The organism is Bacteroides rodentium JCM 16496 (assembly GCF_000614125.1).
In the GTDB taxonomy this organism is placed as follows: Bacteria; Bacteroidota; Bacteroidia; order Bacteroidales; family Bacteroidaceae; genus Bacteroides; species Bacteroides rodentium.
In genome coordinates this window covers 14,502-33,413 of sequence record NZ_BAKJ01000009.1, presented here as the reverse complement: position 1 = coordinate 33,413, position 18,912 = coordinate 14,502, and the positions used below count along the sequence as shown (strand labels likewise).

11 protein-coding genes, 1 tRNA gene and 3 pseudogenes are annotated in these 18,912 nt (G+C 44.6%); 5 read left to right on the top strand and 10 right to left on the bottom strand.

Going from position 1 to position 18,912, the window contains the following annotated elements; genetic code table 11:
• Positions 1-38: 38 nt before the first annotated feature.
• From JCM16496_RS05825 to JCM16496_RS05810, 4 genes and pseudogenes are all read left to right on the top strand, one after another.
• Positions 39-1,628: pseudogene (locus JCM16496_RS05825) on the top strand (thiamine pyrophosphate-dependent enzyme).
• Between the two features lie 4 nt (positions 1,629-1,632).
• Entirely contained in the window at positions 1,633-2,214 is a 582-nt protein-coding gene (locus tag JCM16496_RS05820) for an indolepyruvate oxidoreductase subunit beta (RefSeq protein WP_025832966.1), read from the top strand.
• 30 nt (positions 2,215-2,244) lie between these two features.
• A complete protein-coding gene (locus tag JCM16496_RS05815; protein WP_025832964.1) occupies positions 2,245-3,552 on the top strand; it encodes a phenylacetate--CoA ligase in 1,308 nt (435 codons plus the stop codon).
• A 204-nt stretch (positions 3,553-3,756) separates the two neighbouring features.
• Positions 3,757-4,925: pseudogene (locus JCM16496_RS05810) on the top strand (DUF418 domain-containing protein).
• Positions 4,926-5,530: 605 nt separating this feature from the next.
• Here the strand turns inward: JCM16496_RS05810 and rplT are convergent.
• The 9 genes and pseudogenes from rplT to JCM16496_RS05765 form a co-directional block, all read right to left on the bottom strand.
• Positions 5,531-5,881 carry a 50S ribosomal protein L20 gene (rplT, locus tag JCM16496_RS05805; protein WP_004289896.1) on the bottom strand — a complete coding sequence of 117 codons (351 nt, stop codon included), beginning with the start codon at positions 5,879-5,881 and terminating at the stop codon, positions 5,531-5,533.
• Between the two features lie 100 nt (positions 5,882-5,981).
• Positions 5,982-6,179: a 50S ribosomal protein L35 gene (gene rpmI / locus JCM16496_RS05800; RefSeq protein WP_005827880.1), complete on the bottom strand. Its 198-nt coding sequence runs from the start codon at positions 6,177-6,179 to the stop codon at positions 5,982-5,984.
• A gap of 67 nt (positions 6,180-6,246) precedes the next feature.
• Positions 6,247-6,849, bottom strand: a complete 603-nt coding sequence (gene infC, locus JCM16496_RS05795; protein WP_025832957.1) for a translation initiation factor IF-3 — start codon at positions 6,847-6,849, stop codon at positions 6,247-6,249.
• 121 nt (positions 6,850-6,970) lie between these two features.
• Positions 6,971-8,911: a threonine--tRNA ligase gene (gene thrS, locus JCM16496_RS05790; protein WP_025832955.1), complete on the bottom strand. Its 1,941-nt coding sequence runs from the start codon at positions 8,909-8,911 to the stop codon at positions 6,971-6,973.
• A gap of 80 nt (positions 8,912-8,991) precedes the next feature.
• Positions 8,992-11,052, bottom strand: coding sequence for a tetratricopeptide repeat protein (locus JCM16496_RS05785; protein ID WP_025832953.1), 2,061 nt, complete (start codon positions 11,050-11,052; stop codon positions 8,992-8,994).
• A gap of 116 nt (positions 11,053-11,168) precedes the next feature.
• Entirely contained in the window at positions 11,169-11,726 is a 558-nt protein-coding gene (gene def / locus JCM16496_RS05780; protein ID WP_025832952.1) for a peptide deformylase, read from the bottom strand.
• A gap of 43 nt (positions 11,727-11,769) precedes the next feature.
• Positions 11,770-12,194, bottom strand: a pseudogene (ruvX, locus tag JCM16496_RS05775) (Holliday junction resolvase RuvX).
• A 434-nt stretch (positions 12,195-12,628) separates the two neighbouring features.
• A complete protein-coding gene (locus JCM16496_RS05770) occupies positions 12,629-15,103 on the bottom strand; it encodes a polysaccharide biosynthesis/export family protein (protein WP_025832951.1) in 2,475 nt (824 codons plus the stop codon).
• A 121-nt stretch (positions 15,104-15,224) separates the two neighbouring features.
• A complete protein-coding gene (locus JCM16496_RS05765) occupies positions 15,225-16,910 on the bottom strand; it encodes a polysaccharide biosynthesis protein (RefSeq protein WP_025832950.1) in 1,686 nt (561 codons plus the stop codon).
• 200 nt (positions 16,911-17,110) lie between these two features.
• Between JCM16496_RS05765 and JCM16496_RS05760 the strand changes: the two genes are divergently transcribed.
• Positions 17,111-17,183: transfer RNA gene (locus JCM16496_RS05760), tRNA-Thr, on the top strand.
• Positions 17,184-17,291: 108 nt separating this feature from the next.
• Here JCM16496_RS05760 and JCM16496_RS05755 read toward each other — a convergent pair.
• Positions 17,292-18,794 (bottom strand): glutamine synthetase family protein, encoded by a 1,503-nt coding sequence (locus tag JCM16496_RS05755; RefSeq protein ID WP_025832948.1) that lies wholly within the window; start codon positions 18,792-18,794, stop codon positions 17,292-17,294.
• Positions 18,795-18,912: the final 118 nt, after the last annotated feature.

Sequence of the window (18,912 nt, the reverse complement as noted above, 5' to 3'; positions counted from 1 at the left end):
CAAATATTAATCCATGACTAACACTTAAACATTCAGATATGAGCAAGCAACTCTTACTTGGCGATGAAGCATTGCACAAGCTGCATTAGATGCCGGACTTTCGGGTGTATATGCCTATCCCGGCACCCCTTCTACGGAAATCACCGAATATATCCAGATGGCACCGATTACTGCCGAAAAGAACATCCATAACCGCTGGTGCTCTAACGAGAAAACTGCGATGGAAGCTGCCCTGGGCATGTCCTTTGCAGGCAAGCGTTCACTGGTGTGCATGAAGCACGTGGGTATGAACGTGGCTGCCGACTGTTTCATCAACTCTGCCATTACCGGCGTAAAGGGCGGTCTGATAGTCGTTGCGGCCGACGACCCCAGCATGCACTCCTCACAGAACGAGCAGGACAGCCGCTTCTACGGCGACTTCTCCCTCATCCCGATGTACGAACCAAGCAACCAGCAGGAAGCATACGACATGGTGTACAACGGATTCAACTTCTCTGAACAGACCGGCGAACCCATCCTGATGCGCATGGTTACGCGCCTGGCACACTCCCGTTCCGGCGTAGAGCGCAAGGAGCAACAACCGCAGAATGAGATTTCCTTCAGCGACGACCCGCGTCAGTTCATCCTCCTGCCGGGTAATGCACGCAAACGCTACAAAGCATTGCTGCAACGCCAGGACGAATTTATCAAAGCCTCTGAAAACTCCGCTTACAACAAATATACCGACGGCCCCAACAAAAAGCTGGGTATCGTGGCATGCGGCATCGGCTACAACTACCTGATGGAGAACTATCCCGAAGGCTGCGAATATCCGGTACTGAAAATCGGACAATACCCGTTGCCCAAGAAACAGCTGATGCAGCTGGTAGAAGCATGTGACGAGATCCTGGTACTGGAAGACGGACAACCGTTCGTAGAAAAACAGCTGAAAGGCTATCTGGCATCGGCATCAAAGTAAAAGGCCGTTTGGACGGCACTCTTTCACAAGACGGAGAGCTGAACCCGGACAGCGTGGCACGTGCCGTAGGCAAGGAGAACAAGGCTGAATTCAGCGTTCCTTCTCTGGTAGAGATGCGCCCGCCCGCTTTGTGCGAGGGTTGCGGCCATCGCGACATGTACACGGTGCTGACCCAAGTATTGAAAGAAGAATATCCCACTTATAAGGTGTTCAGCGACATTGGTTGCTACACGCTGGGAGCCAATGCCCCGTTCAACGCCATTAACTCTTGCGTGGATATGGGTGCCTCCATCACCATGGCGAAGGGTGCTTCGGATGCCGGCCTGCATCCTGCCGTAGCGTCATCGGCGACTCCACCTTCACCCACTCGGGCATGACGGGACTGCTGGATTGCGTCAACGAAAACGCCGACGTCACCATCGTTATCTCCGACAACGAAACCACCGCCATGACCGGAGGACAAGACTCTGCCGGCACCGGACGTCTGGAAGCCATCTGCGCAGGCATCGGTGTAGCTCCCGAACACATCCGCGTCGTAGTGCCCCTGAAGAAGAACTACGAAGAGATGAAGCAAATCATCCGGGAAGAAATCGAATACCACGGCGTATCCGTCATCATCCCCCGCAGAGAATGTATCCAAACATTAGCACGCAAAAAAAGAAACAAGTAAAGCCATGAAAAAAGACATCATACTTTCCGGCGTAGGAGGACAAGGTATCCTCTCCATCGCCACCGTAATAGGCAAAGCAGCCCTCAAGGACGGACTCTACATGAAGCAGGCAGAAGTACACGGCATGAGCCAGCGAGGCGGTGACGTGCAGTCCAACCTGCGCATCAGCGACCAACCCATCGCCTCGGACCTCATCCCCACAGGAAAATGCGACCTCATCATCTCCCTGGAACCGATGGAGGCGCTGCGCTACCTCCCCTACCTCAGCCCCGAAGGTTGGCTGGTGACCAATGAAGCTCCCTTCATCAACATTCCCAACTATCCGGCAGAAGAGGACATCAAGGCTGAAATCAACAAGCTGCCGCACAGAATCATGCTGAACGTGAATGAAGTGGCAAAAGAAGTCGGCTCTCCCCGCGTGGCGAACATCGTACTGCTGGGCGCCACCATCCCCTTCCTCGGCATCGACTATGCAAAGGTGCAAGACAGCATCCGCGAAATCTTCCAACGCAAGGGCGACGCCATTGTAGAGCTGAACCTCAAAGCGTTGGCTGCCGGCAAAGAGATTGCTGAAAAACTGATGTAAACTATAATGGACTCTAAATTTCAACATACCATGGACAACAAATACTGGGAAGAAGAGATTGAAACGATGCCCCGCGAGCAGTTGCGCGAACTGCAACTGCAACGGTTAAAAAAGACCATCAGCATTGCCGCCAACTCTCCTTATTATAAAAAGGTATTCCAAGAGCATGGCATCACCGCCGACAGCATCCGGTCTGTAGAAGACATACGTAAGATACCGTTTACCACCAAGGCCGATATGCGCGCCAATTACCCTTTCGGATTAGTAGCAGGCGATATGCGCGAGGACGGAGTACGCATCCATTCTTCCAGTGGCACTACGGGCACGCCGACGGTCATCGTACACTCCCAACACGATTTGGACTCTTGGGCCAACTTAGTGGCGCGCTGCCTCTATATGGTAGGTATCCGTAAGACGGATGTTTTTCAAAACAGCTCCGGTTACGGCATGTTCACCGGTGGACTGGGCTTTCAGTATGGAGCCGAACGTCTGGGTGCGCTGACCGTTCCTGCCGCTGCCGGAAACAGCAAGCGTCAGATAAAGTTCATCACGGACTTCAAGACCACTGCCCTGCATGCCATTCCCAGCTATGCCATCCGCTTGGCAGAGGTATTCCAGGAAGAAGGGATGGACCCCGCCGGCACAAGTCTGAAAACGCTTGTTATCGGTGCCGAACCCCACACAGACGAGCAACGCAGAAAGATTGAACGCATGCTTGGCGTCAAAGCCTACAACAGCTTTGGCATGACTGAAATGAACGGTCCCGGCGTAGCCTTCGAGTGTACCGAACAAGACGGCATGCACTTCTGGGAAGACTGTTACCTGGTCGAAATCATTAATCCGGAAACCGGCGAACCCGTACCGGAAGGTGAAATCGGCGAGCTGGTACTGACAACGCTGGACAGAGAGATGATGCCACTCATCCGCTACCGTACACGCGACCTTACCCGCATCCTGCCCGGCAAGTGCCCTTGCGGACGTACCCACATCCGTATAGACCGCATCAAAGGCCGTAGCGACGACATGTTCATCATCAAGGGAGTCAACATCTTCCCCATGCAGGTGGAAAAGGTGCTGGTACAATTCCCCGAATTGGGCAGTAATTACCTCATCACACTCGAAACGGTCAACAACCAGGATGAGATGATTGTGGAAGTTGAACTTAGCGACCTCTCTACCGACAACTATATCGAGCTGGAGAAGATTCGTAAGGCAATCACCCGCCAACTGAAAGACGAGATTCTGGTAACTCCGAAGTTACGGTTGGTAAAGAAAGGTTCCTTGCCGCAGAGCGAAGGAAAAGCCGTCAGGGTAAAAGACCTGCGGGACAACAAATAACCCCATTTAGCAATCTCCTGTAGAAATAAGAGGATGTGTCATAATGAATATGTGAACACAAATTACACGAATTACACAAATTTGTAGAATGATAATATGCTGATAATAACTATTCTATAAAAGATATTTGTGTAATTCGTGTAATTTGTGTTCACATATTCATTATGACACATCCTCTATTTTTATCGTTTAGTACATTAAATCATGACACAACAATTCATCAAACAGCCACGTATCGACGTTGCCGATGTGCTTCGTGGGCTTGCCGTTATGGGCATCATCGTGTTGCACGCCATTGAACACTTCAACTTCTACTCCTACCCCGACACATCCACACAAAGCGCCTGGCTCAACTTCTCCGACCGCGCCATCTGGGACGGTCTGTTCTTCATGTTCGGTGGAAAGGCTTATGCCGTGTTTGCCCTGCTCTTTGGATTCAGCTTCTTCATCCAGGACAACAACCAGCGGATGCGTGGCAACGATTTCCGCTTGCGCTTTTGCTGGCGATTGGTGTTACTCTTCATTTTGGGTAATATCAATGCCGTTTTCTTCACTGCCGAAGTATTGGTGCTCTATTCGCTGGTAGGCTTTATCCTGCCGCTCACCTGCCGGATGAAGGACAAAACGGTATTTATCCTTGCCTGCATACTGCTGATACAACCCCTGCCACTCTACTACGTGATACGTGCCTGCATAGATTCCTCCTTCGTAACTCCTTCCCTCCTACGGGTGACTTCTGGAGAGCTACTTTCGAAGCACAAAGCCACGGCACCTTCCTCGAAACGCTGCGGGTGAATTTATGGGAAGGCCAGCTCGCCAGCCTTGCTTGGGCATGGGATAATGCACGCGTATTCCAAACAGCCGCCCTCTTCCTATTCGGAATGCTGATAGGCCGTAGAGGGCTTTTCCTGCAAGAAAACATAAAGTTCTGGAACAAGGTACTTTGCGGTGCCCTCATAGCCTTCTTCCCTCTATATGGCTTAGGCAACATGCTGCCAGACTTCATCACAGACAAGTCCGCACTGACCCCGCTGAAACTCATCATCACTTCCTTGTCCAAATTCTCGTTCATGCTGATACTGGTAGCAGGCGTGATGTTTGCCTTCTACCGGACAGACCTGCACGACCGGCTGATGAAGATTGCCCCTTATGGCAAAATGAGTCTTACGAACTACATCACACAGAGCATTATAGGATCCTTCTTGTTCTACAACTGGGGACTTGGTCTGCACGACCAATTAGGCATCACAGCCAGTTGCCTGGTAGGTATCGGCCTCTTTGCCCTGCAACTTGCCTTCTGCCACTGGTGGATGAACCGCCACACACACGGTCCACTGGAATACCTTTGGAAGCGGGCTACCTGGTTGAAATAACCCTATAAACCTCTTTTCAAAACAGACCATCCGTTCACCCGAAACAGATGGTCTGTTTTGCATAAACACATCATCTGTCTCGCCTGAATACATCATCTGTTTTGCCTCAATGCATCATCTGTTTTGCCTCAATGCATCATCTGTTTCAGCGTCATACCTCATTCATTTCAGCACCGCATATTTCCGTCTCAACGCCCTAAATTCTGCCTAAAAACAAGAAAGAGGAACGGCTATCCAAACAGATTACCGTTCCTCTTTTATAGAAAGCCGCACCGATGATGTGATGAAACTCCGTATGACATGATTTGAGTGCTCCTCCTCTTTGTAATCCACCGACTCAAGAGTTACCCCGAAGGGCGTGGCCCGCCATTGAGAAGCGAAGCTTGTCTCGGTATTTCATAAAAATTGATGAGTTTCCCGATCCAATCAATGCGGCTATTTTTTCTATAACAAAGGTAATGAGTTTCTATGAAAGAAACAAGTAAAAGCAGTAAATTGTTTCAAGTCCTTTTTAAGTTTTGGCTCCTCCCCGGAGTATCAGAAAACAAAAAGTGCTGACTACCAAAAGAGTAATCAGCACCTCGTAATTTGTCTGCTAACTGTTTTTATGCAGCCTTTGCTTTAGCAACGATAGCCTTGAAAGCTTCCGGATGGTTCATCGCTAAATCAGCCAATACTTTGCGGTTGATTTCGATACCTGCTTTGTGCAAAGCGCCCATCAGCTTAGAATAAGACATACCTTCCAGACGAGCGGCAGCGTTGATACGCTGAATCCACAAAGCACGGAAGTTTCTCTTCTTGTTCTTACGGTCACGGAACGCATAGGTCAAACCTTTTTCCCAAGTATTCTTGGCAACGGTCCAAACGTTCTTTCTTGCACCAAAGTAACCTCTGGTCAATTTCAAAATTTTCTTTCTTCTTGCTTTAGAAGCAACATGATTTACTGATCTTGGCATAGTTTTACTTGTTTTTGAATGTTAGCGCCGTTACTTCACGCAGCGGACTTAAAGCTAATGCATTCGGTTAATAACTTTAATACTTTTGTACGCTTTTCAATTACTTCATTGCTAAAAGCTCTTTCACCTGGCTTACATCTGTTGTACTAACAAGTGTAGAGTAGCACAAGTTTCTTTTCTGCTTCTTAGTTTTCTTAGTCAGGATGTGACTATGAAAAGCGTGCTTTCTTTTGATTTTACCTGTTCCGGTAAGAGTGAATCTCTTTTTAGAACCGGAGTTAGTCTTCATCTTTGGCATCTTTTTTAAACTTTTTAATTATTAAATTATATGGTAACGCACTATACCTATGGCGTTACTCACTTCTTTATTCTTCTTCGGTTTCAGCCGACGCAGCCTTTGGCGCATCTTCGGCAGGCTTGGGAGCCGCGCTCTTCTTAGGTGCCGCCACTTTCTTCGGAGAAAGCTGGATTGTCATTCTCTTTCCTTCCAAAATCGGCATCTGGTCTACCTTCGCATAGTCTTCCAAGTCATTGGCAAAACGGAGCAGCAACACTTCTCCTTGCTCTTTGAACAAGATAGAACGGCCTTTAAAGAATACGTAGGCTTTCACCTTATCGCCATCTTCCAAAAAGCCTTTGGCATGCTTCAACTTGAAGTTATAGTCATGGTCATCAGTCTGAGGTCCAAAACGTATTTCCTTCACGTTCACCTTCACCTGCTTTGCCTTTTGTTCTTTCTGACGCTTCTTTAACTGATAAAGAAATTTAGAATAATCAATAATACGACAAACAGGGGGTTGTGCATTTGGAGATATCTCCACGAGATCCGCTTCATGTTCTTCAGCAAGTCTTAAAGCTTGCGCTATCGGATACACTTTTGGTTCTACTTCATCGCCCACTATGCGGACTTCTTTGGCCCGGATTTGTTCGTTAATCCGATGTTGCCCTTTTAAGCTGTCATTCTTCATTAAATAACGTTTACTTCCAGTTTGTTTCTTATTTACTATTCCCAAATTAATGTTTTATGTTAAGTAAAAGCGATCTTTAGAACATCTAATATATGCTATGCTTCTACAATTGGGCGCAAAGTTACCATTTATTTATCATATTCTGAACTTCTTCGTTCATTTTTTTGGCAAATTCTTCAAATTTCATGGTTCCCTTATCACCTTCTCCCTGCTTACGGACAGCAACTTCCTTGTTTTCAGCCTCCTTTTCACCTACAACCAGCATGTACGGAATACGCTTCATCTCATTGTCACGAATCTTACGGCCAATCTTTTCATTGCGTTCATCCACAATGGCACGGATGTCATATCGCTTCAAATATTGTTTCACTTCATGCGCATAGTCGTTGAACTTCTCGCTGATAGGCAGAATGGCAACCTGGTCGGGAGTCAGCCACAACGGGAACTTGCCAGCCGTATGCTCAATAAGCACAGCTACGAAGCGTTCCATGGAGCCGAACGGAGCACGGTGAACCATTACGGGACGGTGCTTCTGATTGTCGGCGCCGGTATATTCCAGCTGGAAACGTTCCGGCAGGTTGTAGTCCACCTGGATGGTACCCAGCTGCCAACGGCGACCGATGGCATCCTTCACCATGAAGTCCAGTTTCGGACCATAGAAAGCGGCTTCGCCGTATTCTACTTTCGCCTTCAGACCTTTTTCTTCGCAAGCTTCGATGATGGCGCGTTCTGCTTTTTCCCAGTTCTCGTCGCTACCGATATATTTTTCGCGGTTCACCTTGTCGCGCAAGGAAATCTGTGCCTCGAAGTTTTCGAAATCCATAGACTCGAACACGATGGAGATAATATCCATGACACGAAGGAACTCATCCTTCACCTGGTCCGGACGGCAGAAGATATGCGCATCATCTTGCGTAAAGCTACGTACACGTGTCAAACCGTGCAACTCGCCACTCTGCTCGTAACGGCAAACCGTACCGAACTCTGCCAAACGCAAAGGCAGATCTTTGTAAGAACGGGGTGAGTTCTTATAAATCATACAGTGGTGAGGGCAGTTCATCGGTTTCAAGAAGTACTCTTCCCCTTCTTCCGGTGTGTGGATGGGCTGGAAGGAGTCCTTACCATATTTTGCATAGTGTCCGGAAGTGATGTAAAGCAATTTGTTGCCGATGGGCGGACACATTACTTCCTGATAATCGTAACGGGCCTGAATGCGGCGCAAGAAGTCCTGCAAGCGGATGCGCAGTGCAGTACCTTTGGGTAGCCACATCGGGAGTCCCTTACCTACGGTGTCGGAGAACATGAACAAGTCCATCTCCTTACCGATTTTGCGGTGGTCGCGCTTCTTGGCTTCTTCCAGCAGGACAAGATACTCATCCAGCATCTTCTTCTTCGGGAAGGTGATACCATAGATACGGGTCATCATCTTACGGTCCTCCTGTCCACGCCAATAAGCACCGGCAACGGAAGTCAGCTTAATAGCCTTGATAGGCGCTGTGGTCATCAAGTGAGGGCCACGGCACAAGTCGGTAAATGCACCCTGCGTATAAGTTGTGATGTGGCCGTCTTCCAATTCGGAAATCAGCTCGCATTTATAAGTTTCTCCACGGTCACCGAACATCTTCAAAGCATCTGCCTTGGCAATATCTTGTCTGACAACCGCTTCTTTCTTAGCTACCAGTTCAGCCATCTTTTTCTCAATGGCCGGAAGGTCAGCTTCCTTGATAGTCGTTTCACCCGGGTCCACATCATAGTAGAAACCGTTTTCGATAGCAGGACCGATACCGAACTGGATACCCGGATAGAGTTCCTGCAAAGCTTCGGCCAGCAAGTGGGCACTGGTATGCCAAAAGGCATGCTTGCCCTGCTCATCCTCCCATTTGTAAAGAACCACTTCAGCGTCTTGCATGATAGGACGCCCCAAATCATAAGTTTCTCCGTTCACGCCACAAGCCAGCACGTCTTGTGCCAATCGCGAACTGATGCTTTCTGCAATCTGCAGTCCCGTTACTCCTTCGTTATATTCACGAACAGAGCCGTCTGGAAATGTTATCTTTATCATAGTTTATATGTATATTTCATTTTTCAGAAACGCAAAAATAGCTAATTCTTTTTGATATTCTATTTTTTAGCAAAAAAATGTTATTCCCGTGTATCTGTAAACCTCTTTATAATATTATAGGCCGAGACAATGCCCAACTCTCCGGCTTTACTCAAATCGGCAATACCTTGTTTGTTATTCCCCAGGAAGATGTGCGTCAACCCACGGTTAAAGTATGCTTCAGCAAAATCGGGACTCAGCTCAATCGCCTTGTCATAATCCGCCAAGGCGGCACGGTAATCCTTCAGCAACGAAGACACATTGCCACGGTTATAATAGCCATAGACAAAATCAGGAGCTAATTGAATAACGTGATCCAGGTCATTCTTCACAACTTCATAATCGATGGCTGTCACTTCAGGCTTCTTCATTTCCGTTGTACCCGAAGTGGCACCTTCACTCATTGTGGCTTCGGCCTTTTTATATTCCAGTTGCTTATAACGCACCAAAGCACGCATAAAGTATGCCGGGAAGAAAGTGTCGTCCAACAAGATACTCTTTGTAAAGTCATCTATGGAACTGGCAAAATCCTGCACCAGATAGAAGTCCAGACCTCTCATGAAACGTTTCTTGGCGTTCTTCTCGTCAGCCACCACATCAGACGTATGAGCGTCTATCAAAGCAAAGTGGAAGCGTACTTGTTCCTCCGTCAACGGAGCTTCCATATTGGTGATGCGCAGTGGCTTCGGGAACAGTTTCGAATGGTTCAGTTCCTCAATATACTTATGATAATGTACGATACGCTTCACATCGCTCAGTTTCTCATAATAAGTCAAAGCATACATCGGCTCGAGCTTGATGGTCACATTCCGGTCTTGTACACGTCCGCGATAATCGCTCTTATAACGCTGGTCAGCTTCCGAATCGTCCGCTATTACAATTTTCCGATAATTTTCCATGTTCTTGTCGGATTTCTTACGGGTCTTCCCGCCATCTCCATTGGAGTTTTCCGAGGAATTATCCGCAACATCCTTACTGTCGTCACCTTCCTTTTTGTCATCAGAAGAAACACCGTTACGCTTGTCTATCTGCATCTTCATGATTTTGAACTCATCCTGCTCGGCTCCCTTATGGTCGCCAATCTTTTTACGGGCTTCGGCACGCTGATAATAGCCGGCCATAAAATTAGGATATTCTGCAATCACTTTGGAATAGTCACTGATAGCTCCCCGGTAATCCCCCGTCTGCGCACGTAACAAACCACGATTGAAGGTGGCCATCATGTTATCCGGTTCCATCTTCAACACAAAATCAAAGTCCTCTATTGCCCGGTTGTCATCGCCCACCTGGGCACGCAGCAAACCGCGGTTGTAATGCCCGAGAAAATTATTCGGATCAATATCCAAAGCCAAATCATAATCACTCATGGCACCTCTCAAATTATTCTGATGGAAACGCGCCAAGGCACGGTTGATATAGTTACCGGCATTCTTTGCACTCAGATGGATAGACTGGTCCAAATCAGCTTCAGCCTCTTTATACTTCCCCTGTTGGAGGCGTACAATGGCTCTTGCCCCCCATCCATCCGGGTCATAACGGTCCATATCGATGGCTTTGTCAAAATCACGCAAAGCTTGTATCGTATCGTTCTGTTTCAGGGAGACTTCCCCGCGCATCAGATAGGCCCGTGTATATCTGGGGGCAATTGTCAGAAGCGTACCCAAATCTTCCTTAGCCGCCTCATAATCTTCTTTCTGAATATGGCAAAGGGAGAGATTATGCCAAAGCACCACATTCTCCGGGTCGTATTTGATGGCAGTTTTATAATCTTCAATCGCCTCGTCAAACTTGTTCTGACGGATACGTGCCAGCCCTCTGATCTGGTAAGCACCTACCACAAAAGGGTTCCGCTGAATCGCAGCATCACAATCACTCTCCGCTCCCTGATAGTCATCCAAATTGATTTTTGCCAGTCCACGGAAGAAATAAGGCTCATATAAATAAGGTTTCGCGTTGATTACCTGATTAAAATATTGGATAGAAAGCACGTAATCCTCAAAATACAATGCATTCCGAGCAATGGTCATTACCCGTTCCGTATTGATTTGTGCATACAACAATGTGGGTAACAGCAAAATAGCCGTCAGTATTTTTTTTATCATCTTGTTTTATAAATGCTTGTAAACGAAACAAAAGTAACGTTTTTCGTTTACTTGTCGGGATTAACGGAACACTTTTTATATTTTTTGAGCCTTTTATACCATATTATATGGTAGACTTATTTCTTTATGGTTTTCACCTTATAAGTGCAGTGTGCCTTACCTTTCAACATGGCATTCAGTTTTCCTTTAATCATCTGCTTGCGCAACGGAGACAAATGGTCGATGAACATCTTTCCTTCCAGATGGTCGAACTCGTGCTGCATCACGCGTGCCAGGTAGCCTTCGACAATCTCATCGTGCGGTTCCAGATTTTCGTCCAGATATTGCACGCGTATTTTGTTGCCACGTTTCACTGATTCATGAATTCCTGGAAGGCTCAAGCAACCCTCGTCCATAGAAACTTCCTCACCGGACACTTCCAGGATATGGGCATTGATATACGCTTTGCGAAAATCCTTGTATTTCGGCATATCTTCGGAAAGTACATCCAAATCGATTACCACCACGCGGATGGGAAGCCCAATCTGCGGTGCTGCAAGTCCTACGCCTTCGGCATGGTCCATCGTTTCAAACATATTCTCAATAAGTTCTTTCAAATTCGGATAGTCCGGGGCAATATCCTCTGCTACCTTTCTCAATACGGGCTGGCCGTACACATAAATGGGTAAAATCATTTCTTTAACTACAAATTACTAATTACAAATTACTTTCTATAGATTATAAAGAGGAGAAACGTTTGTTCTCCAAATAAGTTTGCAGAATAATAGTTGCACTGATTTCATCCACCAGCGCTTTGTTTTGGCGGTCCTTCTTTTTCAATCCAGCTCGAGCATCGTCCGATGAGCCAGAACAGAAGTAAAACGCTCGTCTACATATTCAACCGGCATGTCAGGCAGTTTCTTCTTCAGCGAACGGACAAAAGGTTCGATATTCTTCATGTTTTCCGAAGCCTCATTGTTCATCTGCTTAGGAAGGCCTACCAAGATACGCTCTACCGGCTCCTTAGCCACATAATCAAGAAGAAACTGCAACAATTGGTGTGTAGGCACAGTTGTCAGCCCATTCGCAATCATCTGCAATGTATCGCTCACGGCTATTCCCGTGCGTTTCCGACCGTAGTCTATGGCTATTATTCTACTCATAATGGGCTACAAAATTACGATTAAAATTTGAATTCCTCCGTTAATCTTACACATATAATACAGAAAAAAGAGGTTGTATCCCTGGCAAAGTTCAAGGCACGGAACAGAAAAACGGAAATTCTATGGATATTTTTTCGGGATACATACGTCAAAGGCCGTATTGATGACTGAAAAAAAAACAGAAGCAGACAGGATAACGCTGCATGACACAAAACTATAGTCCAAAATCGAAAAGCCTATGCGTTGTTTCCGAAACGTCACGCCCATATAGAGAAAATTAGAATATACCAAGGAAGAAAAGGATAATGAAAATGGCATGTGAAATGAAGAAATAGTCATTTACACATGCCATTAATTATTGAGGAGGGACATTTTACTGAATATCCCTATAAAACGGTATCCTGCAGTTCTTCCGTTATCATATTCATTCCCAATTACTTAAAGAGATTAACCATCGTTGCAATCATCGTCGCCAAAGAGGCGGTAGAAGTACCCAAACCTATTATTTCAGCTGGACTCATCCGTTTCTTCGGGTCCTTACTTGGAACAATAATCTCACAACCAGGCTCGATAGCTTTTGTATTCCCTAATTTTAAACGAGATACTGTACCATTCATATAAACAACATATGCCTTACGCTTTTTAGCATCATTACCAAAACCACCTGCTTGATTGATATAATAGCGTAAATTCTCACCTTTTTTATATAGAACAGTATTGGGATACATCACGGCGCCATTAATCTTTACCGTACTTACATATTCCGGAACGAACAACATATCACCTTCACGCAACACCATGTCATAATCCGAGCCAGGATTTGACAGAGCTTTTTCCAAACTTATACCCACTGAATAAGTGTCAGACAAATCCAACTTCTTCACAGAAATCGAATCGCTCCCTCCCATTTGTACCATACGCAATGCGTCTTCCTTACGACGGCGTTCCTCTTCTGTCATCTTACGAATCAAACGGGCACCTTTCACATAAGCATCGGGAGTAACACCACCAGCTTTAGCAATCAAATCACTTAAACGTTCGTTCTTTTTCGACAAGGCATAGCTACCGCTAAAAAGCACCTCCCCTCCAATCATGACGTTCTGCTGCTGATGATAAGATGGACTCTTACGAATATACACCTCATCAAAAGGCTCAAGATGAAAATTTTCACTTCCTTCACCCACCAATAAACCCTCTTTCAAATCGAAAGAAAAATTCTGTCCAACCGTAGTACTGAATGTGGTACTTTTGGGCTCTTTCATGCGGCGTGCCACTTCTATCTTTGTTGTAGCAGCCGCTTCCAATAAGCCACCAGCTTGCAAAACTAAATCTTCCACGGTCATCTTATCAGAATAAAGATAAGTACCCGGATTAGCTACTTCACCATGAATAGTGAGTGTAGCCTCTTCCTTTAAATCATGAATACTCGGAATATATAAAATATCATTTTTCTGTAAAGGTATATCTGCTACTGTCCCATTCAATAATCCCTTTACATCCACTTGAATAATCTCGTGTGACAAATCCTCAAGTTCGCGATCGATTATAGCACGATTCAAAAATGCATCCCCACGAAGGCCTTCTGCTTTTTTTATCAACTGCTTCACGGTGTTCATTGTACCATCTAACTGATACAAACCTTCACGATATACAGCACCACGAATTTCCACACGGTTCTCAAAACGTTGCAATACAGAATCTACCGTTATTACATCACCATCATCTACGCGAAAAACCGAATAATCCATTTCATCCACATTGTAGATTTGATGCTCACGCCCACTCTTACGCACAACACGCAATGCTTTTTTATAAGCATCTCCAGTAAAACCTCCTGCATATTTCAATAATATAGCAGCAGTCTCTGTCGGTTTCATTTCATAAAACATCGGGCGTTTAACTTTACCCAAAATCTGCACCAACGACTGATAAGGATCCACAAGAACAACATCACCATCTTGAAGACGAACATCATCCTTCATCTTACCTTTCATAATAAAATCATATATATCCAAATCAGCCACAATATTCCCATTACGCACAACTTTAATACTGCGCAAACTACCAATCTTATTAACTCCACCAGCACGATATAAAGCATGGAAAACAGAAGCAAAAGATGAAAGAGTATAAGTCCCGGGAACCACAACTTCCCCCATCACATTAACTTGAATAGAACGGATTTCACCTAATGTCAATTTAACCTGAGTAGAAGGTATATTTCCGGTTACTCCCGAATATATTTTAGCAAACTCCTGCTTCAAATAATTGTTTGCCTCTTTTACTGTTTTACCACTCAAATAGACCGGTCCCAAGCTATTAACAAGAATGCTACCTTCAGGAGATATGGTTTGACGAATTGTCGTTTCAGAAGCTCCCCAAACATCAATAATCACCTCATCTCCAGGTCCCAAACGATAATTCTCCGGAGTAGCGACGTTTATATTAGGTTCAAAAGTTAAATTTTCATTAGTGAAAATATTATGACCATAAATCTGTTGAGTTGGATCTATTTCCTCTTCAGAAACGCCACGATACAAAGCACGTTCATCAGTCATCTGCAAAGAGTCCTCCATAACATCCATTCGTTTAGCAGATTCCAAAGGGACACGCATTCCTTTTGTTTTCGTTGCGTCATTTTGTTCTACACGCCGCCGCGAACGATTTACCTCTTGAGTTTTATTCTGTAAATCACCAGTTTTAGATTCCTTATACTTTTCTTGTATTCTTTCCACTTGCTCTTTAGTAACTCCACGCCGCATTAACTCAGTAGTAATCTGCTTTTGATTTTTGCCCATTTGTTGAGCATTTTTTACATACTGAACAACTTGTTCATCTGACATTTGTTGAGCAAAAGCCACGCCGGATAAAATAAATACCCAAAAGAATAGTGTTATTAATCTACGCATAAAATATTCTGATTAATCTTGTGAGTCTTTACAAAAATATAAATTCGGGCACAAAGGTAACATATTATTTCATAATATACATTTATTCCACTTCGAAGTTTCAGAAAAAGCATTAAAACATTTACATTTCCACTTTATTTGGAACGGAAGAATTTTCTGTTATTTGAGAGATTACCTTTCTAATTTCACCAATTAAAGCTTTCGTTTTTTCAGCGTAGCTTTGCTTAACTAAAGTAGAAAGCAAATTTCGTACTTGCGCATAATCATAGACGGGCAGCACCTCACACTTTACTTTTCCACAAGCCGTAGGTTTCAAATTACTATTGCCTCCTCCTTCAAGTAGGTACACCCTCCCGCCATCTTCCATTACTCCAACCTCCAATATAAGCGCACAAGCTTCAGACAAAGTCATCAAGCTATGAGCTTTCTTCGGATATACATCACCCAAACGAACGACAAGCAAATTCACATCACCTTCAACTTGTAGTTTGCAAGCGCACGATTGTATATATATTTCTGCCAAACGCTTCGTATATTCCATAGAATTAGACGGAAAACCAGCTTTGTCTATAGATACCATAATCATACGTTCCACGTTGTATTCCAAAGCTAAATCAGCAACATTCATTGTCCCCAATACATTCGTCTGAATGGCTTCTGACACATAATCATCCATCAACTGCGCATTTTTATATGCAGCTGTATGAAAAACCAACTGTGGGCGAGTTTCCCTAAACACAGCTTCCATCCGAGTATAATTGACAACATCCGCAATCAACACCCGAACATCTAAATTCTTCCAATGATCAGACAATTCCAGCTGTACATCATACAAAGGAGACTCGGCTTGGTCTACCAAAATCAGTTGATATGGATTCAATGCAGCCAAGTGACGTATAATGCCTCGTCCTACAGCACCAGCAGCTCCTATAACCATTACCCTATGCCCTTCTACATGAACAGCTATCCTCCTTGTGTCAATTTGTATGGATTCTTTCCTAAGCCAATCCTTTGTCTGAACATTCATTCCCCCATCGTTTATACAATCACTCAATGGCGGAACTGTCATCACATAGATATCGTGCGAAAGCAATTTATCCAACATTCCGGATTTTTCTAACTCTACAATTTTCCCCGGAGAAACAATTATTGTATTCACATTTTTCTTCTTCATGCATTCGTATAATCGTTCGTTATTCGGATAAATCCGGCACCCCATGGTATGCCTGCCTATCATATCGGGCTCATCTGAAATGAATCCGCGCAAACGATAATGATTGCTACGAGCGACTCTTAAAGATTTTGCGACATTAACCCCTGTTCCTCGAAATCCGTAGATAAAGACATTCGTACAATGACGCACATCAAAAGCGATAGCCTCATAAAGCATTTTCACTGCAATACGCACACAAACCATGAGGGAAAATGTGAGTACGTATGCCATAAACAAAATACTATTAGGCAAAGTTTCCCCTAAACCAAGAGCAGACCAACAGAAATTTCCCAAACCCAATATTCCATAAGCCGATGTTAGACTCAAAAAAACACGATATATATCTACAAAAGAAGAAAAACGTATAACCCCCACATATGTGCGAAAAACACAAAAGAAAGAAATATTACACAATAATGCAAATAGCATCATACATATATACAAAGACTTCCTATATATTATAGACAGCAATCCATATTGCAAGACATATGCGAAAAATATAGATATTACAACAATAACAATATCCACAAATAATACCGTCCATTTAGATGCAATGCGAGAGGAAAAGTATTTATAGTATTTTTTCAGATTCATAATTAGTATCAGACTTATTACCCTATAACGCAAATGCAAAGATGCTTCTTTTCATTTTATTATCCAATTTTTATTGAGAAAGATTAAACCATATAATCGACAAATAACACCTAACCCAAACTTTTCTAAAAAAATCGCCGATTTATTTTTCTCTTTCAAATTAAAAACGTATCTTTGCGCCCCGTAAACAGAACACGATTGCCGCTATAGCTCAGTTGGTAGAGCAACGCATTCGTAACGCGTAGGTCGCCAGTTCAAGTCTGGCTAGCGGCTCAAAATTGAGAGTATTGCATCCACTTGACCATCAAAGTAATGCAATACTCTCTTTTTTAATCCCCACCTCACGACCATTAATAGGGAAAGAGGGGGCATTGATTCCATCTATCCACAGTGGAAATACTTCTCGACCAATTTCAGCATCTCCTCCGGATTGTCTTGTATTTCTGCACGCAAGGTTCTATCCTCGTAAGAACGCAGTTTGGAGATAACCCCATCAATCATTGCAGGACTGAACACATGATATTGCTCAAAGACAGCACGCTGTCTTTCCAGGCAATCGGCAGAAGCGGCACAACTGTCAGGAAGCTGTTCCAGTTGTTTCAACTTATCTTCATTCTCTTTCTTGTGGATATTTACATTGACATATGTTTTTTCTGCAATTCCCAAAGCATCGTCTATCTCAAATCCATAACGGCAGGCTACAGCAAGTCCGGCAATCAATTGATACAAATCGGCCGAACCGTCAGGCGAACGCATTTCCACCGTCTGTTTCTGTGTAGTATCATAATGACTTGGAGTCTCCAACGGATTTGCCAACATGCACATATCCGTTTTTGCCGACCAGCCCAACGGAACGCGTACCAATACCGAACGGTTGCGGTCGCCCCAACAAATGTTGGTCGGTGCTTCCTGATGAGGAACCAGGCGAAAATAGGAAGTAGGATTTGTATTACCGAAAGCCGTAATGGAAGAAGCCAGCTTCATCATGCCCGCAATGGCCTTACGGGCTGTTTCAGAGAGTGCCCCATCTTTCAGCATCTGGTTCTGCCCGTCCTTCATGATACGCATATGTATATGCAATCCGGAACCAGCTTTTCCTGCCGTGATTTTCGGTGCAAAAGTAATGTTATATCCATACTGGTTGGCCAGATTACGAATAACCCATTTTGCTATCACCAGTTGGTCAGCAGCCTCCTCGGCACGCACCGGCAGGAATTCTATTTCATTCTGCTCATAAATCTTATCGCCCAGCGTAAAATTACCGACTTCAGAATGCCCATACTTTATCTGTCCGCCTGCCTGCGCAATATATGACATACACTCCGTACGGAAATCATTGAACTTGGCATAAGGGGCCGATTCGTGATAACCACGCTGGTCGGTAGCCGGGAACAATCCGTCATTTTCAGAAATGACATAATATTCCAATTCTCCCATAGCCTGAAATTCCATCCCCGTAACCGTAGTGAATGCCTGACATGCCTTACGCAAGGTATATTCTGGAGAACTTTCCAACGGTTCACCATCCTTATTGAAATAAGAACAGAGCATTGACAGCGTGGGCAATTCGGAAAAAGGGTCTATAAAAGCGGTCCGGAAACGCGGTACTACATACAAATCACTGCTACCTGCCTCTATAAACGGAAACAAGCTGGAACCATCTACGCGTTCACCGCATGTAAGTATGGCATCGAGGTATGCTTCATTATTGATGACAAAGTTCAATGTCTTCAGTCTCCCGTCTGCCGCAGGATACATGAAGTTCACCATACGAATGTCGTTCTCCTTTATATAGGAAACAATGTCTGCTTTCGTAAATTCGGAAGCCGGTTTTTGAAGGGCAGCCACCAATAGATTGGGGCTCATGGATAATTCCTGGTTCATAATACGCTGGTTGTTTTTAGTTTTCTATATGGTTAACAAAACACATGCAATTTTCTGTCACAATAAAAAACTGCTGTTTCGCAAAGATACTAAAAGTTGTATCAGAAAAGAAACAAAC

Coding starts and splice junctions, on each gene's coding strand:
- JCM16496_RS05820 (WP_025832966.1), top strand. CDS start 1,633: ATGAAAAAAGACATCATACTTTCCGGCGTAGGAGGACAAGGTATCCTC.
- JCM16496_RS05815 (WP_025832964.1), top strand. CDS start 2,245: ATGGACAACAAATACTGGGAAGAAGAGATTGAAACGATGCCCCGCGAG.
- rplT (WP_004289896.1), bottom strand. CDS start 5,881: ATGCCAAGATCAGTAAATCATGTTGCTTCTAAAGCAAGAAGAAAGAAA.
- rpmI (WP_005827880.1), bottom strand. CDS start 6,179: ATGCCAAAGATGAAGACTAACTCCGGTTCTAAAAAGAGATTCACTCTT.
- infC (WP_025832957.1), bottom strand. CDS start 6,849: ATGAAGAATGACAGCTTAAAAGGGCAACATCGGATTAACGAACAAATC.
- thrS (WP_025832955.1), bottom strand. CDS start 8,911: ATGATAAAGATAACATTTCCAGACGGCTCTGTTCGTGAATATAACGAA.
- JCM16496_RS05785 (WP_025832953.1), bottom strand. CDS start 11,052: ATGATAAAAAAAATACTGACGGCTATTTTGCTGTTACCCACATTGTTG.
- def (WP_025832952.1), bottom strand. CDS start 11,726: ATGATTTTACCCATTTATGTGTACGGCCAGCCCGTATTGAGAAAGGTA.
- JCM16496_RS05770 (WP_025832951.1), bottom strand. CDS start 15,103: ATGCGTAGATTAATAACACTATTCTTTTGGGTATTTATTTTATCCGGC.
- JCM16496_RS05765 (WP_025832950.1), bottom strand. CDS start 16,910: ATGAATCTGAAAAAATACTATAAATACTTTTCCTCTCGCATTGCATCT.
- JCM16496_RS05755 (WP_025832948.1), bottom strand. CDS start 18,794: ATGAACCAGGAATTATCCATGAGCCCCAATCTATTGGTGGCTGCCCTT.